Raw genomic sequence first — 13,986 nt, 5'->3', positions numbered from 1 at the left:
TCTGACTCTCACCAGGGACTGCGGCTTCAGCCTCCTACAGGGCCTGGTGAGCGCCTGCTGCTTGTGTGAGAAGCCCGAGCTTTCAAGCGTAGGGTGGATGACGGCGCAGCCTCATCCACGCGTCGGGTCCGGCTGCTGCCCAGTTCTTCGGAGCGAACGCCCGACACACCGGAACACGGTGGAAAACGCTTCGCGGCTTTCCACCCTACGAACTGTAGGAGCGCGCCCGCACAGCCCCTGCTTTTTGTAGGAGCCAGCTTGCTGGCGATCCGGAACCACATCAGGAGCATCGCCAGCAAGCTGGCTCCTACAGGGTCCCCGTCACTCTGCCAGCGGCTCGCCGGGACGCTGGCGCAACCAGCCCTGCGCCAACAACGAACACCCCCCATCCCAGCAACACCCCAAGCACGTTCGCCAGCATGTCCCAACGGGACGCCATCCGGTTCGGCAGGAAGCCCTGCCCCATCTCGATCAGCAGCGCAGCCGCCACCGTCAGCAACAAGCCCCAGAGAAAGGAAACCCGGGGAAAGGCCAGACGCAGGGTGAAGGCCAGGGCAGCGAATCCGAACAGGTGGTGCAGTTTGTCCTGCTGATCGAACAGTTGCGGAACGGGCTCGGATTTCAAGCCATTGAACAGCACGACTACCAGCACGATCAGAAAGGGCACGGCACGCAAATATGGCATAAGCGGACAACTCTCGTTCAGGACGCACCAATCTACAGTTGGCGGCCAGTGGACCAAGGCCAAAGCACTACGCAAGGACAGGCCTTGCCGCATACCTTCGCCACGCGGCCAATAGACAAACGAAACGGCACAAAGATCGCGGGCCGTTCGCCACTCGTCCTTGTCGGCATATTTCAGAAGCAATAAAAATGCCCGCACCTTTCGATGCGGGCATTCGTTACAACGGGGCGCGAAACGAGCGAAACCGCGGCTCAGGCGTCGGCCTTGCCGACCGCCGACTTGATCAACGTCTGCAGTTCGCCCTTCTCGAACATCTCGAGAATGATGTCGCTGCCGCCGACCAGCTCGCCGTTGACCCACAGTTGCGGGAAGGTCGGCCAGTTGGCGTACTTCGGCAGGTTGGCGCGAATTTCCGGGTTCTGCAGGATGTCCACGTAGGCGAACTTCTCGCCACAGCCCATCACCGCCTGGGTAGCGCGCGCGGAGAACCCGCACTGCGGGGCATTGGGCGAGCCTTTCATGTACAGCAGCACCGGGTTGTTGGCGATCTGTTCTTTGATGGTTTCGATGATATCCATGGAGTACCTCGGCTAGACACGGTTGCCGCGCATTGTAACGGAAATCCTTCCCGAAAGCCGAGCGAAGGACTCAGCTTTAATGGCGCTGCAAAGGCCGCCAATGCTGCGATTCAGGGCATTGCACCAGGCCGGGGCGAGATTTGCGCCTGCGCTTGGTTTCTGGATAAGATCGCGCCTTTCCCGTTTCGTCGCTCCCCGTGCGACCCCCAGTCGTCGGTCCCTCTTTTCCCCGGAAATCCCAGGACTGCACGCTGTGGCAATAAAGGTAGTTGATATGAGCGCAAGGCATTTTCTCTCACTCATGGACTGCACGCCCCAGGAGCTGATCGGCCTGGTCCGCCGCGGCATCGAGCTGAAGGATCTGCGCGAGCGTGGCATGCTGTTCGAACCCCTGAAGAACCGCGTGCTGGGCATGATCTTCGAAAAGGCCTCGACCCGCACCCGGCTGTCCTTCGAAGCCGGCATGATCCAGCTCGGCGGCCAGGCGATCTTCTTGTCGCCGCGCGACACCCAGCTTGGCCGCGGCGAGCCGATCAGCGATTCGGCCATCGTCATGTCGCGCATGCTGGACGCGGTGATGATCCGCACCTTCGCTCACTCGACCCTGACCGATTTTGCCGCGCACTCCAGCGTGCCGGTCATCAACGGCCTGTCGGACGACCTGCACCCCTGCCAGTTGCTGGCCGACATGCAGACCTTCCACGAGCACCGCGGCAGCATCACCGGCAAGACGGTGGCCTGGATCGGCGACGGCAACAACATGTGCAACACCTATATAGAAGCGGCGATCCAGTTCGATTTCCAGCTGAAGGTTGCCTGCCCCGAGGGCTACGAGCCCGACGCCGCGCTGCTGGCCCGCGCCGGCGACCGCGTGCAGGTGATGCGCGATCCACACGAGGCCGCCGCTGGCGCGCACCTGATCAGCACCGATGTCTGGGCATCGATGGGCCAGGAGGACGAAGTCGCCGCGCGCCTCGCCACCTTCCGTCCGTATCAGGTCGACCGCGCCCTGCTCGACTGCGCCGCCGAGGACGTGCTGTTCATGCACTGCCTGCCGGCGCATCGTGGCGAGGAGATCAGCGAAGACCTGCTCGACGACCCCCGCTCGGTCGCTTGGGACCAGGCGGAGAATCGCCTGCATGTACAGAAGGCGCTGCTCGAATTTCTCGTCGAGCCCGCCTACCACCACGCATGAAGAGCGAACCGCCGCTACTGCAACTGCGTGACCTGGCCTGCGGCTATGGCACGCAGAGCATCGTGCAGCACCTGAGCCTGCACCTGAATCGCGGCGATATCGGCTGCCTGCTGGGCCCCTCGGGTTGCGGCAAGACCACCACCCTGCGCGCCATTGCCGGCTTCGAGCCGGTGCATCAGGGCGAAATACAGCTGACGGACACGGTAATTTCCCGTGCTGGCTTCACCCTGGCGCCGGAGAAGCGCCGCATCGGCATGGTGTTCCAGGACTATGCCCTGTTCCCGCACCTCAGCGTGGCGGAAAACATCGCCTTCGGCATCCGCAAGCGCCCAGATTGCCAACGCATCGTCGCCGAGATGCTCGAGCTGGTGCATCTGCCGGCGCTCGGCAAGCGCTACCCGCACGAACTGTCCGGCGGCCAGCAGCAGCGCGTGGCGCTGGCTCGTGCTCTGGCCCCCGAACCGGCCCTGCTGCTGCTCGACGAGCCCTTCTCCAATCTCGACGTGGAATTGCGCCGGCGCCTCAGCCATGAGGTACGCGAGATTCTCAAGGCACGCAACACCAGCGCGATCCTGGTCACCCACGATCAGGAAGAGGCCTTCGCGGTCAGCGATCAGGTCGGCGTGTTCAAGGATGGCCGCCTGGAGCAGTGGGACACGCCCTTCAACCTCTATCACGAACCGCTGACGCCCTTCGTCGCCAGCTTCATCGGCCAGGGCTACTTCATTCGCGGCCAGTTGCTCGACCCGGAAACCGTGCAGACCGAGATCGGCATCATCCACGGCAACCGCGCCTACAACTGGCCGACGGGCAGCTCGGTGGACGTCCTGCTGCGCCCGGACGACATCGTCTATCGGCCGGACAGCCCGTTGCGCGCCCTGATCATCGGCAAGACGTTCCTCGGCGCCTCGACGCTCTACCGGCTGCAGTTGCCCACCGGCAACCAGTTGGTGGCCATCTTCGCCAGCCATGCCGACTACCCCACCGGCCAGGATGTGGGGATCGCCATCGCCGCCGATCATCTGGTGATATTCCCGGCCCAGGGCAGCGTCGCCGCCCGCGACACGCTCCCGGCGGTCGCCGCGACCCACTGAAGCCCACGACTTGAGCTTCGGCAGTCCAAGCAAGCCAGCGCACTACCGGTAGGAGCCAGCTTGCTGGCGATCCGGCGCCGTGAGAGAGCATCGCCAGCAAGGACCAAGCGCCCACCATGCACCGGCATCAGCCGTCCGCTCGCCCCTTCTGCCGCCGCAGCCGAAAGAACTCGCTGAGCACCGCGCCACACTCCTGCGCCAGCACCCCGCCCTCGACCAATACCCGATGGTTGAGAAATTCCTGCGCGAAGAACTGCCCACGGCTGACCACCACGCCGGCCTTCGGCTCGGTGGCGCCGTACACCACGCGCCGGATGCGCGAATGCACGATGAGCCCGGCGCACATGCTGCAGGGCTCCAGCGTCACGTACAGCGTGCTGCCCGGCAGACGATAGTTCTCCACGCTCAGCGCGGCCTCGCGGATCGCCACCATTTCCGCGTGGGCGCTGGGGTCGTGTCGGGAAATCGGGCAGTTGTAACCGCGCCCGATGACCTGGCCATCCTGCACCAGCACCGCGCCCACGGGCACCTCTCCCAGCACCGCGCCCTGCGCCGCCAACGCCAGCGCCTCGCGCATGAAACGCTCGTCCTGACCGCGATCGATGATCTGTGGTTTCTTCATGATTCCAACCATAGGACCCGCGCTACACCACCTCGATCGCGGCCATCAGGCCGGTTTCCATGTGATCGATGACATGGCAGTGGAACATCCAGACGCCGGGATTATCCGCCACCAGGGCGATTCGCGCCGTTTCATTCTTGCCCAGCAGATAGGTATCGGTGAACCAGGGATCGATCTTCCGGCGATTGGAGGCGAGTACCTTGAAGGCCATGCCGTGCAGGTGGATCGGATGCTGATACTGGCTGAGATTGCGCAATTCGAAGATATAGTGGCCGTCCCGCTTGAGGGTCGCGATCGGCCGTTCGGCACAGCTCTTGTCGTTGATGTCCCAGGCCTGGCCATTGATCTGCCAGAACGTGTAGGCGCCGCCCTGCTCGACGTCGGTCGACAGGTTGCCGGCCCATTCGAAATTGAAGCGCAGCGTCTCGGCGCGCTGCAGGTCCGGTTCGGCCACCGGATTGGCCGGCAGCGGCGGCGGCCAATCGCCTGCCGCTTCCTCGCTGGCCACCGAACGCAGGGTCGCCAGGCGCAGCGGCCCGTTGCGCAGCGACAGTTCCGTGCCGGCCACCGGCACCCGCAGCGCCAGTTCGATGCGCATACCCGGGCCCAGCCAGTACTCCTTGCCCAGCGGACGTGGCGCGACCGGATGGCCGTCCAGGGCATAGATGCGCGCCTCGCCATCCGGCAGGTTCAGCCGGTAGGTCAGCGTGTTGTCGAGGTTCAGCACGCGCAGGCGCACGACCTGCCCGGCCGGCAGATCCAGCGTCGGCCCGTGCTCACCGTTCACCGTCGACAGCACGCCGGGCGTGCCGCCACGCGCCGCCTCGCGGGGCACGCTGAACGCGGTGAAGGCCCCCTGTCTGTCGACGTGCCAGCTCTTCAGGCTCAGCGTGCGCTCATGACGGAAACCGCTCGGCTCGCGTTCCTCGACGATCAGCGGACCGACCAGCCCGCGCCCCAGCTGCTCGCCACTGGTGGTGTGCGGGTGATACCAGAAGCTTCCGGCATCGTGCAGTTGGAAGCGGTAATCGAAGAACTCGCCGGGCAATACCGGCAACTGCGACACATAGGGCACGCCGTCCATTTCCAGAGGCAGACGGATACCGTGCCAGTGAATGGTGGTCGGCTGCGGCAGACGGTTGATGAAGCGCACCCGCAGCCAGTCGCCCTGGCGGCCGCGCAGCTCCAGGCCCGGCGCCTGGCCACCATAGGCCCAGGCGGGCGTCGAATGGCCCGGCACCAGCTCGACATCGAGCGGCGCGGCGATCAATTCATAGTCGTGCGTGGTGACATCAGCGGGACGCCCGAGCCAGTAGCGTACGCCCCCAACGCCTGCGCCGGCGACGCCCAGCCCGACCAGGCCAGTGAGTATCTGTCTGCGGGTAAACGGCATGATCCCCGGAAATCCCTTGCGATGAAGACGACATAGTTTCTCATTAACGCTTGGGATTGTGCGACCGTCGCCGCTCCGAAGGCTGTGTCCGATGGCCGCAACGAGGCGTGCCACGCAGGAAGCGCTCGCTCAGGAACGCGCCCAGAACAGCAACAGCAGGCCGGCGGCGATCAGCAGCGCACCGCTGCAGCGGCGCCAGCCCTCGCCCAGGGGCAGCAGCTTTTCCGCCAGTACCAGCAGGCTGAGCAGCGCCATGCCCCACAGACTCATGGCCCCCACCACCAACAGCACGAGCATCAACGCCCAGCAGCAGCCCAGGCAATAAAGGCCATGCCGCAGGCCGGTCAGCCAGGCGCCGGCCAGCCCCGGACGGGCATGATGCTGCAGGAAGCCTAGCGGGCTCTGGCAATGCCGCAGACAGGCGGCCTTGGCCCGACTCAGCTGGTACAGGCCGGCCACCAGCAGGACCAGGCCACCCAGCGCCGGCGGCAGGCGCAGGCGCATCGGATCGAGCACACCGACATGCTCGCCGAGCGCCTGCAAGCCGCTCAGCAACAGGGCAAAGCCGGACCACACCAGCACGTAGGCGGCACAGAACAGCCAGAGCCGGGCGGTCCGCTGCCGGTCTCTCAGTACGCAGCGACGATAGAGCAGGATCATCGGCAGAGCCGCCGGCAACATCATCGCCTGCATCATCGTCAGCCACATGCCCAGGACGAACAGCCCCTGCGGGGAAAACCAGTCGGTAGGCGGCATCTGCATATCGCCCATGGCCGCCATGAGCGACGCTTCGCGCGCCGACCAATACCAGGCCAGCGCGCAGAGCGCGAGTATGCCGCTACCGGCGGCCGCCGCGCCCCAATCGATGCGGCTAGGCGCGAATGATGCCATTGGGTCCCATATGCAGGTCGTAGAGCATGGCATTGCTGCCGGCATACTCCAGGGCGATGGCACCCGAGGTCTTGAACTCGGCGCTGGCGCAATCGGCCTCGCCGAATTCGAAGCCTCCGGCAGCACCATCCGCGCCCGATGCGGCGAGCCGTCCACTGGATTGAGGATGGGCTCGACCTTGCCCTCGATCAGGCCGGGTACGCGGATGCTGGCGGTCAGCGAGTCCCGATCGCTCAGTACCTCGACCGGGACGAACAGTGGCTCGTGCATGGTCGACAGCGTGCTGGCGAAGATCGCGAAGAGCGCCGTCGGCTCCTGTTCCTGGCCGCTAAGGATGGTCAGCAGCGCCTGGCGCTGAGGCTCGCTGGCACGCTCGTCGATGAATGCCTGGCATTGCCCGTTTCCTTCATGGATCGCCCCTGGCCAGGCGAAGGTACAGGCCACGTGCAGATCGTCGAGCGAGGTCTCGCCGAAATGCCCCTCGACGATGTGGAAGCCGACCGCCGCCTCGCATTTGCCATCCGTCGGAGGTGCGTTGAACTGACAGGGGCAGCCATAGTTGCAATTGCACAGGTCCACACCGGGGCCGTGCAGACGCCAATCGGTATAGGTGGCCATGATCATCTCCTCACCGAGCGGAACGCTCTTCTATCAGCTTACGGTGCGCAGCGGCGGGCATTAGACGGAATCGGCATCTGGCCATCCGGGCTGAGCCACGAGCCGAATAACCCTCGCTCGCGCACCCATGGGCAAGGCGGAATCGAGGCATCGGTCGTACATCTCGATTCGGCGAACTACCGCAAGCGTTGCAGCAGCTCTGCCGTTCGATCGGTCCGAGCATCCCGCCTTGCCGCCCAGAACGGCAAGGCGGCCACGGTGAAGGCCATTCGAGAAGAATTCCCGGACGCAGCGGGCGGCGGATGGAGCACCCGGTCGCCGGAGAGCGGGAAGCCCCGACGCGGGTATCTCGATGCAGGACGTGGCGGCAGCGCTCACCACGTCAAGGTGAAGGTAAGACGGCTAGATGAAGGTTTGCCGTGAGATGCCACGGGGAAGGCGGTTGCGCCCCGGCAGTTGCTCAAGACGTTTCTGCCATTCGGCGCGAGGTGTCAGGACGGCCGCCGGCTTCGCAACCGCTGCACTCGCTTTCGCAGCTTTTGCAGCAGCTCTGAGCTCGGCAAGGCTGGGTGTCTTGCGCACCGGCTCATTGGCCCCTTTCTCAATGACGCGAAGGCAGAGCTTGCACGAAACCTGCGTTTGTTCCCGAGAGCTGTTCAGCCTGGATCCGGTTCGCCCACATGCGACATGCTCATTGGACGCGGAGTAATGAATCACCAACGTATTGTCTCCTGGATTTTGGGGCGCGGGATTCTACACCCTCCGTCTCCATATGCGACCCCGGCAGTAGCTTGCCGATGCCAGGATGCCGCATACGAGAAACCTTCCCAGGGTTCAGGCAGAGCCGGCAAAGGCGCGAGACCACGGCATTGGCCTGGCCCTCATGGGCCCGCTACAGCGGCGGTTACGGCATCGATGGCAGCGAGGTAGGCAGGTCAATGACCACATCCGGCGCAGCCGCCGCAATCGCATCGCGGACCGCTTGGCGAAACGAAGGCATCGACGATGGCCGCAGAGGCGCCAAGCTCGCGCAGGAGATCGGCGCCCGGCCCGCATCATCCCGATGACCCAGGGTGCACAGCGCGCGCACCAGGGGAAGGCCCACCGCACCGGTGGCGCCAGCAACAAAGACTCTCATGAGAGGAACGCCTTCGTAGTGCGAGCGCCGCGGTGCGCTTCGCTCAGTTCTTGATTGCCGCCTGAGGCGTGTTGCGAAAGCTGATCGCCATGCGGTTGAAGGCGTTCATCAGGCTGATCGCGATCGTGAGGTCGACCAGCTCTTTCTCACCGAAAAACTCACGCGCAGCCTGATAGGCGTCGTCCGGCACTCCGGTCTGGGCCACACGCGTCACCATCTCGGCCCAGGCCAGCGCGGCACGCTCGGTGTCGCTGAAGAGATTGCCACCTTCCGCCCAGGCCTGCACCAGGGCGAGCTTTTCGATCGCCACGCCCTTCTTCATCAGGTCTCGGGTGTGCATGTCGAGGCAGTAGGCGCAGTTGTTGATCTGCGAGACGCGCAGATAGACAAGCTCCACCAGCTCGGCGGGCAGGCCGCTCTGCATGACATAGCCATAGACCCCGCCGAGGGCCTTGGCGCCGTTCGGCGCAATCTGGTTGTAGTCCAGTCGTTTGCTCATGTTGCTCTTCCCTCGAAGGTCATTTAGTGGGAGTGGTCAGCGGGTTGTCGCCGGTGTCGAGGACGAAGACCGCGAGCAGCTTCGCCGGCTCGATCTTGCTCGCGTTGCGGCTGATCGAATGGCGCGCGTTCGGCGGTTCGGCAAAGCTCTCGCCGGCCTGATAGATGCGCGTCTCGCCATCGTTCACCTTCGACTCGATCGCGCCCGAGATCACATAGGCGTAGATGAAGGCCGACTTCGCGTGGGTGTGAGCCGGGGAAGCCGCGCCGGGCGCATAATCGACTTCCACGGCGATCAACGACTTGCCGGAAAGATTGGGAATGGGCTGCTCGAAGTTCTGGGTGACGCTTTCGGCCTGGGATTCGTGAGCCAGGACCGACGACGCGCTGGCAATTGCGAGGGCCGCGCAGGTAGCGGTAAGGATGGATCGCATCTTCATGGGCTTTCTCCTGATTGCCACATGGAAGATAGCGCCGCACTGACCCATAAAAAAGAACCAAAAATGCGAAAAAATACTGTACTACTACCGCATGACGAAGCCCCTGAACCTGAACCTCGACCGCTCCGCCAGGACGCCGCTCACCGAGCAAATCCGGCGCGGCATTGCGACCGCGATCGAAAGCGGCGTGCTGGAACCGGGCGCGCGCCTGCCCTCCTGGCAGGACCTCGCCGCCCAGCTCGGCGTCGCCCGGGGCACCGTGCAGGTGGCCTATGAGAAGCTGGATGCCGCCCAACTGATCGTCGCGTCCCGAGCGAGTGGAACCCGCGTCGCCCCGCGTCCTCGCGCGGTGGTGAAGAGCGAACCACCGCCGGCCCCTGGATCATTCCTGGATATCTACCAGGAGATGACCCAAGGGCCGGCCCTCTTCCAGATGGGCGTCCCGGCAACGGAGACCTTTCCGGCCACGCTCTTCGCACGCATCCGCGCCAATGCGGTGCGCGCCGAAGCGAGCGCGGCGCCCCGCTATCCGGACCCGCGCGGCGAGCTCGAACTCAGGCGTGAGATCGCCGGATACCTCGCCATCGCCCGCGGCATCGCCTGCTCGCCGTCGCAGATCATCGTCACCGGTGGCTATGCTGCGGGACTGGGACTGGCGCTCCGCGTGCTGGGCCTCGAAGGCGAGAAAGCCTGGATGGAAGAGCCGGGCTTTCCGTTCACCCGCAAGGGGCTCGAGCTTGCTCGATTGTCTCTCTCGCCGATCCCTGTCGATGCGGACGGCATCGACATCGACCATGGTCTGCGCCACGCCCCCGATGCCAGGCTGGTGGTGGTGACGCCCGGGCAGCAGGCGCCGCTCGGAGCGACCTTGTCACTCGAACGGCGTCTGCGCCTGCTCGACTGGGCCGCCGCGAGCGGGGCCTGGGTCATCGAGGACGACTATCTGAGCGAGCTGCAACTGGCCGGGCGGGCCGCGCCGGCGCTGGCATCGCTCGATCGCGCCGGGCGGGTCATCCACATCGGCTCGTTCAGCAAGACGATCAGCCCGACACTCCGCCTTGGCTTTATCGTTGCGCCAGTCGACCTCGTGGCCCGCTTCGCCGACGTCGCAGCCTGTCTCGCCCCGCCGCCCGGGCCGTCCACGCAACTCGCGACCGCGGAATTCATGCGCGAAGGCCATTATCTGCGCCACCTGCGCCGGTTGAAGCGCGCCTATGCCAGCAAACGGGACGCTATGCTGGCGGAGCTTCGGCCCCGTTTCGACGCCGATGACCTCATGCCGACGGGCCTGGCCGTCCTGCTGCGGTTGCCCGACGGCAGCTCGGATCTCAGCATTGCGCGTGAGCTGCTGGCTCTCGGCATGTTTCCGGCTCCGCTCTCGGCTTGGTATGCCTCTGCGCAGAGCAGCCGGTCCGGACTCCTGTTGGGCGTGGCGACCTCGCCAACCAAGGAACTCGCGAAAGCCTGCGATCGCCTGGTCGATATCGTCCGGCGTCTCGGCTGCGACCCGCGCCCATGAAAAAACCGGCCTAAGCCGGTTTCTTCATGCAGCGTTGCGGGATCATTCCCACTCAATGGTCGCCGGCGGTTTGCTCGACACGTCGTAGGTGACGCGGGAGATGCCTTCGATCTCGTTGATGATACGGTTGGAGACCTTCTCCAGCAGCTCGTAGGCAGGTGCGCCCAACGCGCGGTCATGAAGTCGATGGTTTCCACCGCGCGCAGGGCGACGACCCAGGCGTAGCGGCGGCCGTCGCCGACCACACCGACCGATTTCACCGGCTGGAACACCACGAAGGCCTGGCTGGTCTTGTGGTACCAGTCGAAGTTGCGCAGTTCCTCGATGAAGATGTGGTCGGCACGGCGCAGCAGGTCGGCGTATTCCTTCTTCACCTCGCCGAGGATGCGCACGCCCAGGCCCGGGCCCGGGAAGGGGTGGCGGTAGACCATGTCGTAGGGCAGGCCCAGTTCCAGGCCGATCTTGCGCACCTCGTCCTTGAACAGCTCGCGCAGCGGCTCGACCAGTTGCAGGTTCATTTCTTCCGGCAGGCCGCCGACGTTGTGGTGCGACTTGATCACGTGGGCCTTGCCGCTCTTGGCGCCGGCCGACTCGATGACGTCCGGGTAGATGGTGCCCTGGGCGAGGAACTTGATGTTCTCCAGCTTGCTGGCCTGGGCGTCGAACACGTCGATGAAGGTGCGGCCGATGATCTTGCGCTTCTTCTCCGGGTCGGCTTCGCCGGCCAGGTTGGCGAGGAACTGCGCCTCGGCATCGGCGCGGATCACCTTGACGCCCATGTTCTCGGCGAACATGGCCATCACCTGGTCGCCCTCGTGCAGGCGCAGCAGGCCGTTGTCGACGAACACGCAGGTCAGCTGGTCGCCGATGGCCTTGTGCAGCAATGCGGCGACCACCGAGGAATCCACCCCGCCGGAAAGGCCGAGCAGCACGTTGGCATTGCCGACCTGGGCGCGCACCTGGGCGATGGCGTCCTCGACGATGTTGGATGGCGTCCACAGCGCCTCGCAGCCGCAGATTTCCAGGGCGAAGCGCGACAGGATGCGCCCGCCTGGCGGGTGTGGGTCACTTCCGGGTGGAACTGCACGCCGTAGTAGCCGCGGGTGTCGTCGCCCATGGAGGCGATCGCGCAGCTCGGCGTGCTGGCGAGGATGTGGAAGCCGGCCGGAATCTCGGTGACCTTGTCGCCATGGCTCATCCAGACGTCGAGGCCGAACACGCCGTCGTCGTCCATGTGGTCCTCGATGCCGTCGAACAGCTTCGACTTGCCGACCAGGTCGACGCGCGCATAGCCGAACTCGCGGATATCCGAGCCCTGCACCTTGCCGCCGAGCTGCTCGGCCATGGTCTGCATGCCATAGCAGATACCGAACAGCGGCACGCCGAGGTCGAACACCACCTGCGGCGCGCGCGGGCTGCCTTGCTCATGGACCGACTCCGGGCCACCGGCGAGGATGATGCCGCGCGGAGCGAAGGCACGGATATCCTCTTCGCTCATGTCCCATGGGTGCAGTTCGCAGTAGACGCCGATCTCGCGCACACGGCGGGCGATCAATTGGGTGTATTGCGAACCGAAGTCGAGGATCAGGATGCGGTGGGCGTGAATGTCAGGATGAGACATGGTGGCTTTCCTTCGGAAAGAGCTTGAAGCTGAAAAGCCGGAAGCTGGAAGTGAAAGCCGGAAGTCATCGCTTCCGGCCCCAGCTTCCAGCTTCCGGCACCTGTTGAGTCAACCGATCAGCCGACCCGGTAGTTCGGCGCTTCCTTGGTAATCTGCACATCATGCACGTGCGACTCGGCCATGCCGGCGCCGGTGATGCGGACGAACTGCGGCTTGGTGCGCATCTCGTCGATGGTGGCGCTGCCGGTGTAGCCCATGGATGCGCGCAGGCCGCCCATCAGCTGGTGGATGATCGCCGCCAGCGAGCCCTTGTACGGCACGCGGCCTTCGATGCCTTCGGGCACCAGCTTCTCGGCACCGGCGGAGGAGTCCTGGAAGTAGCGATCCGAGGAACCCTGGGCCTGGGACATGGCGCCCAGCGAGCCCATGCCGCGGTAGGCCTTGTAGGAACGGCCCTGGAACAGCTCGATCTCGCCCGGCGCCTCTTCGGTGCCGGCGAACATCGAGCCCATCATCACCGCGTTGGCGCCGGCGACGATGGCCTTGGACAGGTCGCCGGAGAAGCGGATGCCACCGTCGGCGATCATCGGCACGCCGGTGCCTTCCAGCGCCGCGGAGACGTTGGCGATGGCGGAAATCTGCGGCACGCCGACGCCGGCGACGATACGGGTGGTGCAGATCGAGCCCGGGCCGATACCGACCTTGACCGCGTCGGCGCCGGCCTTGACCAGGTCCAGCGCGGCTTCGGCGGTGGCGATGTTGCCGCCGATCACCTGAACCTGCGGGAAGTTGTCCTTGACCCAGCGTACGCGCTCGATCACGCCGCGCGAGTGGCCGTGGGCGGTGTCCACCACCACCACGTCGACCCCCGCCGCGGCCAGCGCCTCGACGCGGGCGCCGGTATCGGCGCCAGTGCCGACCGCCGCGCCGACGCGCAGGCGGCCCTGGCTGTCCTTGGAGGCCAGCGGGTAGGTCTTGGCCTTCTCGATGTCACGGAAGGTCACCAGCCCGCGCAGGTTGAAGCTGCCGTCGACCACCAGCATCTTCTCGATGCGGTGTTCGTAGAGCTTGGTCTTGATCTCTTCCAGGCCGGTGCCTTCGAGCACGGTGACCAGCTTGTCCTTGGGCGTCATGATCGCCGCCACGGAGTCGCCGGCATTCGGCGTGAAGCGCAGGTCGCGGCCGGTGACGATGCCCACCAGCTCCTTGCCGGACACCACCGGGAAGCCGGAGAAGCCCAGCTCGTGGGCCTTGCGCAGCAGGTCGCTGATCTTGGTCTCCGGGGTCACGGTGACCGGGTCGTGGACGATGGCCGTCTCGTGGCGCTTGACCTTGCGCACCTCGGCGGCCTGCTGCTCGATGCTCATGTTCTTGTGGATGATGCCGATGCCGCCTTCCTGCGCCATGGCGATGGCCAGGCGGGCTTCGGTGACGGTGTCCATGGCTGCGGAAACCAGCGGAATGTTCAGCTCGATTTCGCGGGTCAGGCGGGTTTTCAGGCTGACATCCTTCGGCAGAACCTCGGAATAACCCGGGATCAGGAGAACATCGTCGAAAGTCAGGGCTTCTTGGCTGATACGCAGCATGGCGGGGGCTCCCAGGCGGGAAAAAGGAAGCGCGGCATTATACCCACGCACCTCCTTGCGCTCAATGCGGATGTGAGCGGCGGCGCGAACGACGGCAGGCGCCGCCTC

Annotated in this window: 11 protein-coding genes and 2 pseudogenes; 3 read left to right on the top strand and 10 right to left on the bottom strand. The window is 65.2% G+C overall.

Annotated elements, in window-relative coordinates:
* Positions 1 to 321: 321 nt before the first annotated feature.
* Positions 322 to 685: pseudogene (locus tag BAY1663_RS15225) on the bottom strand (VanZ family protein).
* Between the two features lie 251 nt (positions 686 to 936).
* Positions 937 to 1,263: a Grx4 family monothiol glutaredoxin gene (gene grxD / locus BAY1663_RS15220; protein ID WP_037042345.1), complete on the bottom strand. Its 327-nt coding sequence runs from the start codon at positions 1,261 to 1,263 to the stop codon at positions 937 to 939.
* A gap of 274 nt (positions 1,264 to 1,537) precedes the next feature.
* Between grxD and argF the strand changes: the two genes are divergently transcribed.
* Both argF and BAY1663_RS15210 read left to right on the top strand, forming a co-directional pair.
* Positions 1,538 to 2,458, top strand: coding sequence for an ornithine carbamoyltransferase (gene argF, locus BAY1663_RS15215; RefSeq protein ID WP_037042343.1), 921 nt, complete (start codon positions 1,538 to 1,540; stop codon positions 2,456 to 2,458).
* Entirely contained in the window at positions 2,455 to 3,552 is a 1,098-nt protein-coding gene (locus BAY1663_RS15210) for an ABC transporter ATP-binding protein (RefSeq protein WP_037042340.1), read from the top strand. Before argF ends, BAY1663_RS15210 begins: the two co-directional genes overlap by 4 nt.
* A gap of 127 nt (positions 3,553 to 3,679) precedes the next feature.
* Here BAY1663_RS15210 and tadA read toward each other — a convergent pair whose 3' ends face one another.
* The 6 genes from tadA to BAY1663_RS15180 form a co-directional block, all read right to left on the bottom strand.
* Positions 3,680 to 4,174 carry a tRNA adenosine(34) deaminase TadA gene (gene tadA / locus BAY1663_RS15205; RefSeq protein WP_037042338.1) on the bottom strand — a complete coding sequence of 165 codons (495 nt, stop codon included), beginning with the start codon at positions 4,172 to 4,174 and terminating at the stop codon, positions 3,680 to 3,682.
* Positions 4,175 to 4,196: 22 nt separating this feature from the next.
* Positions 4,197 to 5,567 carry a multicopper oxidase family protein gene (locus BAY1663_RS15200; RefSeq protein ID WP_037042336.1) on the bottom strand — a complete coding sequence of 457 codons (1,371 nt, stop codon included), beginning with the start codon at positions 5,565 to 5,567 and terminating at the stop codon, positions 4,197 to 4,199.
* Between the two features lie 129 nt (positions 5,568 to 5,696).
* Positions 5,697 to 7,076 carry a DUF2182 domain-containing protein gene (locus BAY1663_RS25385; protein ID WP_256206807.1) on the bottom strand — a complete coding sequence of 460 codons (1,380 nt, stop codon included), beginning with the start codon at positions 7,074 to 7,076 and terminating at the stop codon, positions 5,697 to 5,699.
* A 402-nt stretch (positions 7,077 to 7,478) separates the two neighbouring features.
* Entirely contained in the window at positions 7,479 to 7,796 is a 318-nt protein-coding gene (locus tag BAY1663_RS25380) for a hypothetical protein (RefSeq protein WP_102893973.1), read from the bottom strand.
* A gap of 461 nt (positions 7,797 to 8,257) precedes the next feature.
* The gene (locus BAY1663_RS15185) at positions 8,258 to 8,713 is read right to left on the bottom strand and encodes a carboxymuconolactone decarboxylase family protein (RefSeq protein ID WP_037042332.1); all 456 of its coding nucleotides are present in this window, start codon (positions 8,711 to 8,713) and stop codon (positions 8,258 to 8,260) included.
* 19 nt (positions 8,714 to 8,732) lie between these two features.
* Positions 8,733 to 9,152 (bottom strand): cupin domain-containing protein, encoded by a 420-nt coding sequence (locus BAY1663_RS15180; protein ID WP_037042330.1) that lies wholly within the window; start codon positions 9,150 to 9,152, stop codon positions 8,733 to 8,735.
* A gap of 91 nt (positions 9,153 to 9,243) precedes the next feature.
* Between BAY1663_RS15180 and BAY1663_RS15175 the strand changes: the two genes are divergently transcribed.
* On the top strand, positions 9,244 to 10,671 hold the full coding sequence (locus BAY1663_RS15175) for a PLP-dependent aminotransferase family protein (protein ID WP_037042328.1): 1,428 nt from the start codon (positions 9,244 to 9,246) through the stop codon (positions 10,669 to 10,671).
* Between the two features lie 42 nt (positions 10,672 to 10,713).
* Here BAY1663_RS15175 and guaA read toward each other — a convergent pair.
* Positions 10,714 to 12,292: pseudogene (guaA, locus tag BAY1663_RS15170) on the bottom strand (glutamine-hydrolyzing GMP synthase).
* 116 nt (positions 12,293 to 12,408) lie between these two features.
* Entirely contained in the window at positions 12,409 to 13,878 is a 1,470-nt protein-coding gene (gene guaB / locus BAY1663_RS15165) for an IMP dehydrogenase (protein WP_037042326.1), read from the bottom strand.
* Positions 13,879 to 13,986 lie beyond the last annotated feature (108 nt).

Source organism: Pseudomonas sp. BAY1663 (assembly GCF_000582595.1).
Lineage (GTDB): Bacteria > Pseudomonadota > Gammaproteobacteria > Pseudomonadales > Pseudomonadaceae > Stutzerimonas > Stutzerimonas stutzeri_AF.
This window is presented reverse-complemented; position numbering and strand designations above follow the sequence as displayed.

Coding starts and splice junctions, on each gene's coding strand:
- tadA (WP_037042338.1), bottom strand. CDS start 4,174: ATGAAGAAACCACAGATCATCGATCGCGGTCAGGACGAGCGTTTCATG.
- BAY1663_RS15180 (WP_037042330.1), bottom strand. CDS start 9,152: ATGAAGATGCGATCCATCCTTACCGCTACCTGCGCGGCCCTCGCAATT.
- BAY1663_RS15185 (WP_037042332.1), bottom strand. CDS start 8,713: ATGAGCAAACGACTGGACTACAACCAGATTGCGCCGAACGGCGCCAAG.
- BAY1663_RS15210 (WP_037042340.1), top strand. CDS start 2,455: ATGAAGAGCGAACCGCCGCTACTGCAACTGCGTGACCTGGCCTGCGGC.
- argF (WP_037042343.1), top strand. CDS start 1,538: ATGAGCGCAAGGCATTTTCTCTCACTCATGGACTGCACGCCCCAGGAG.
- grxD (WP_037042345.1), bottom strand. CDS start 1,263: ATGGATATCATCGAAACCATCAAAGAACAGATCGCCAACAACCCGGTG.
- guaB (WP_037042326.1), bottom strand. CDS start 13,878: ATGCTGCGTATCAGCCAAGAAGCCCTGACTTTCGACGATGTTCTCCTG.
- BAY1663_RS15200 (WP_037042336.1), bottom strand. CDS start 5,567: ATGCCGTTTACCCGCAGACAGATACTCACTGGCCTGGTCGGGCTGGGC.
- BAY1663_RS15175 (WP_037042328.1), top strand. CDS start 9,244: ATGACGAAGCCCCTGAACCTGAACCTCGACCGCTCCGCCAGGACGCCG.
- BAY1663_RS25385 (WP_256206807.1), bottom strand. CDS start 7,076: ATGGCCACCTATACCGATTGGCGTCTGCACGGCCCCGGTGTGGACCTG.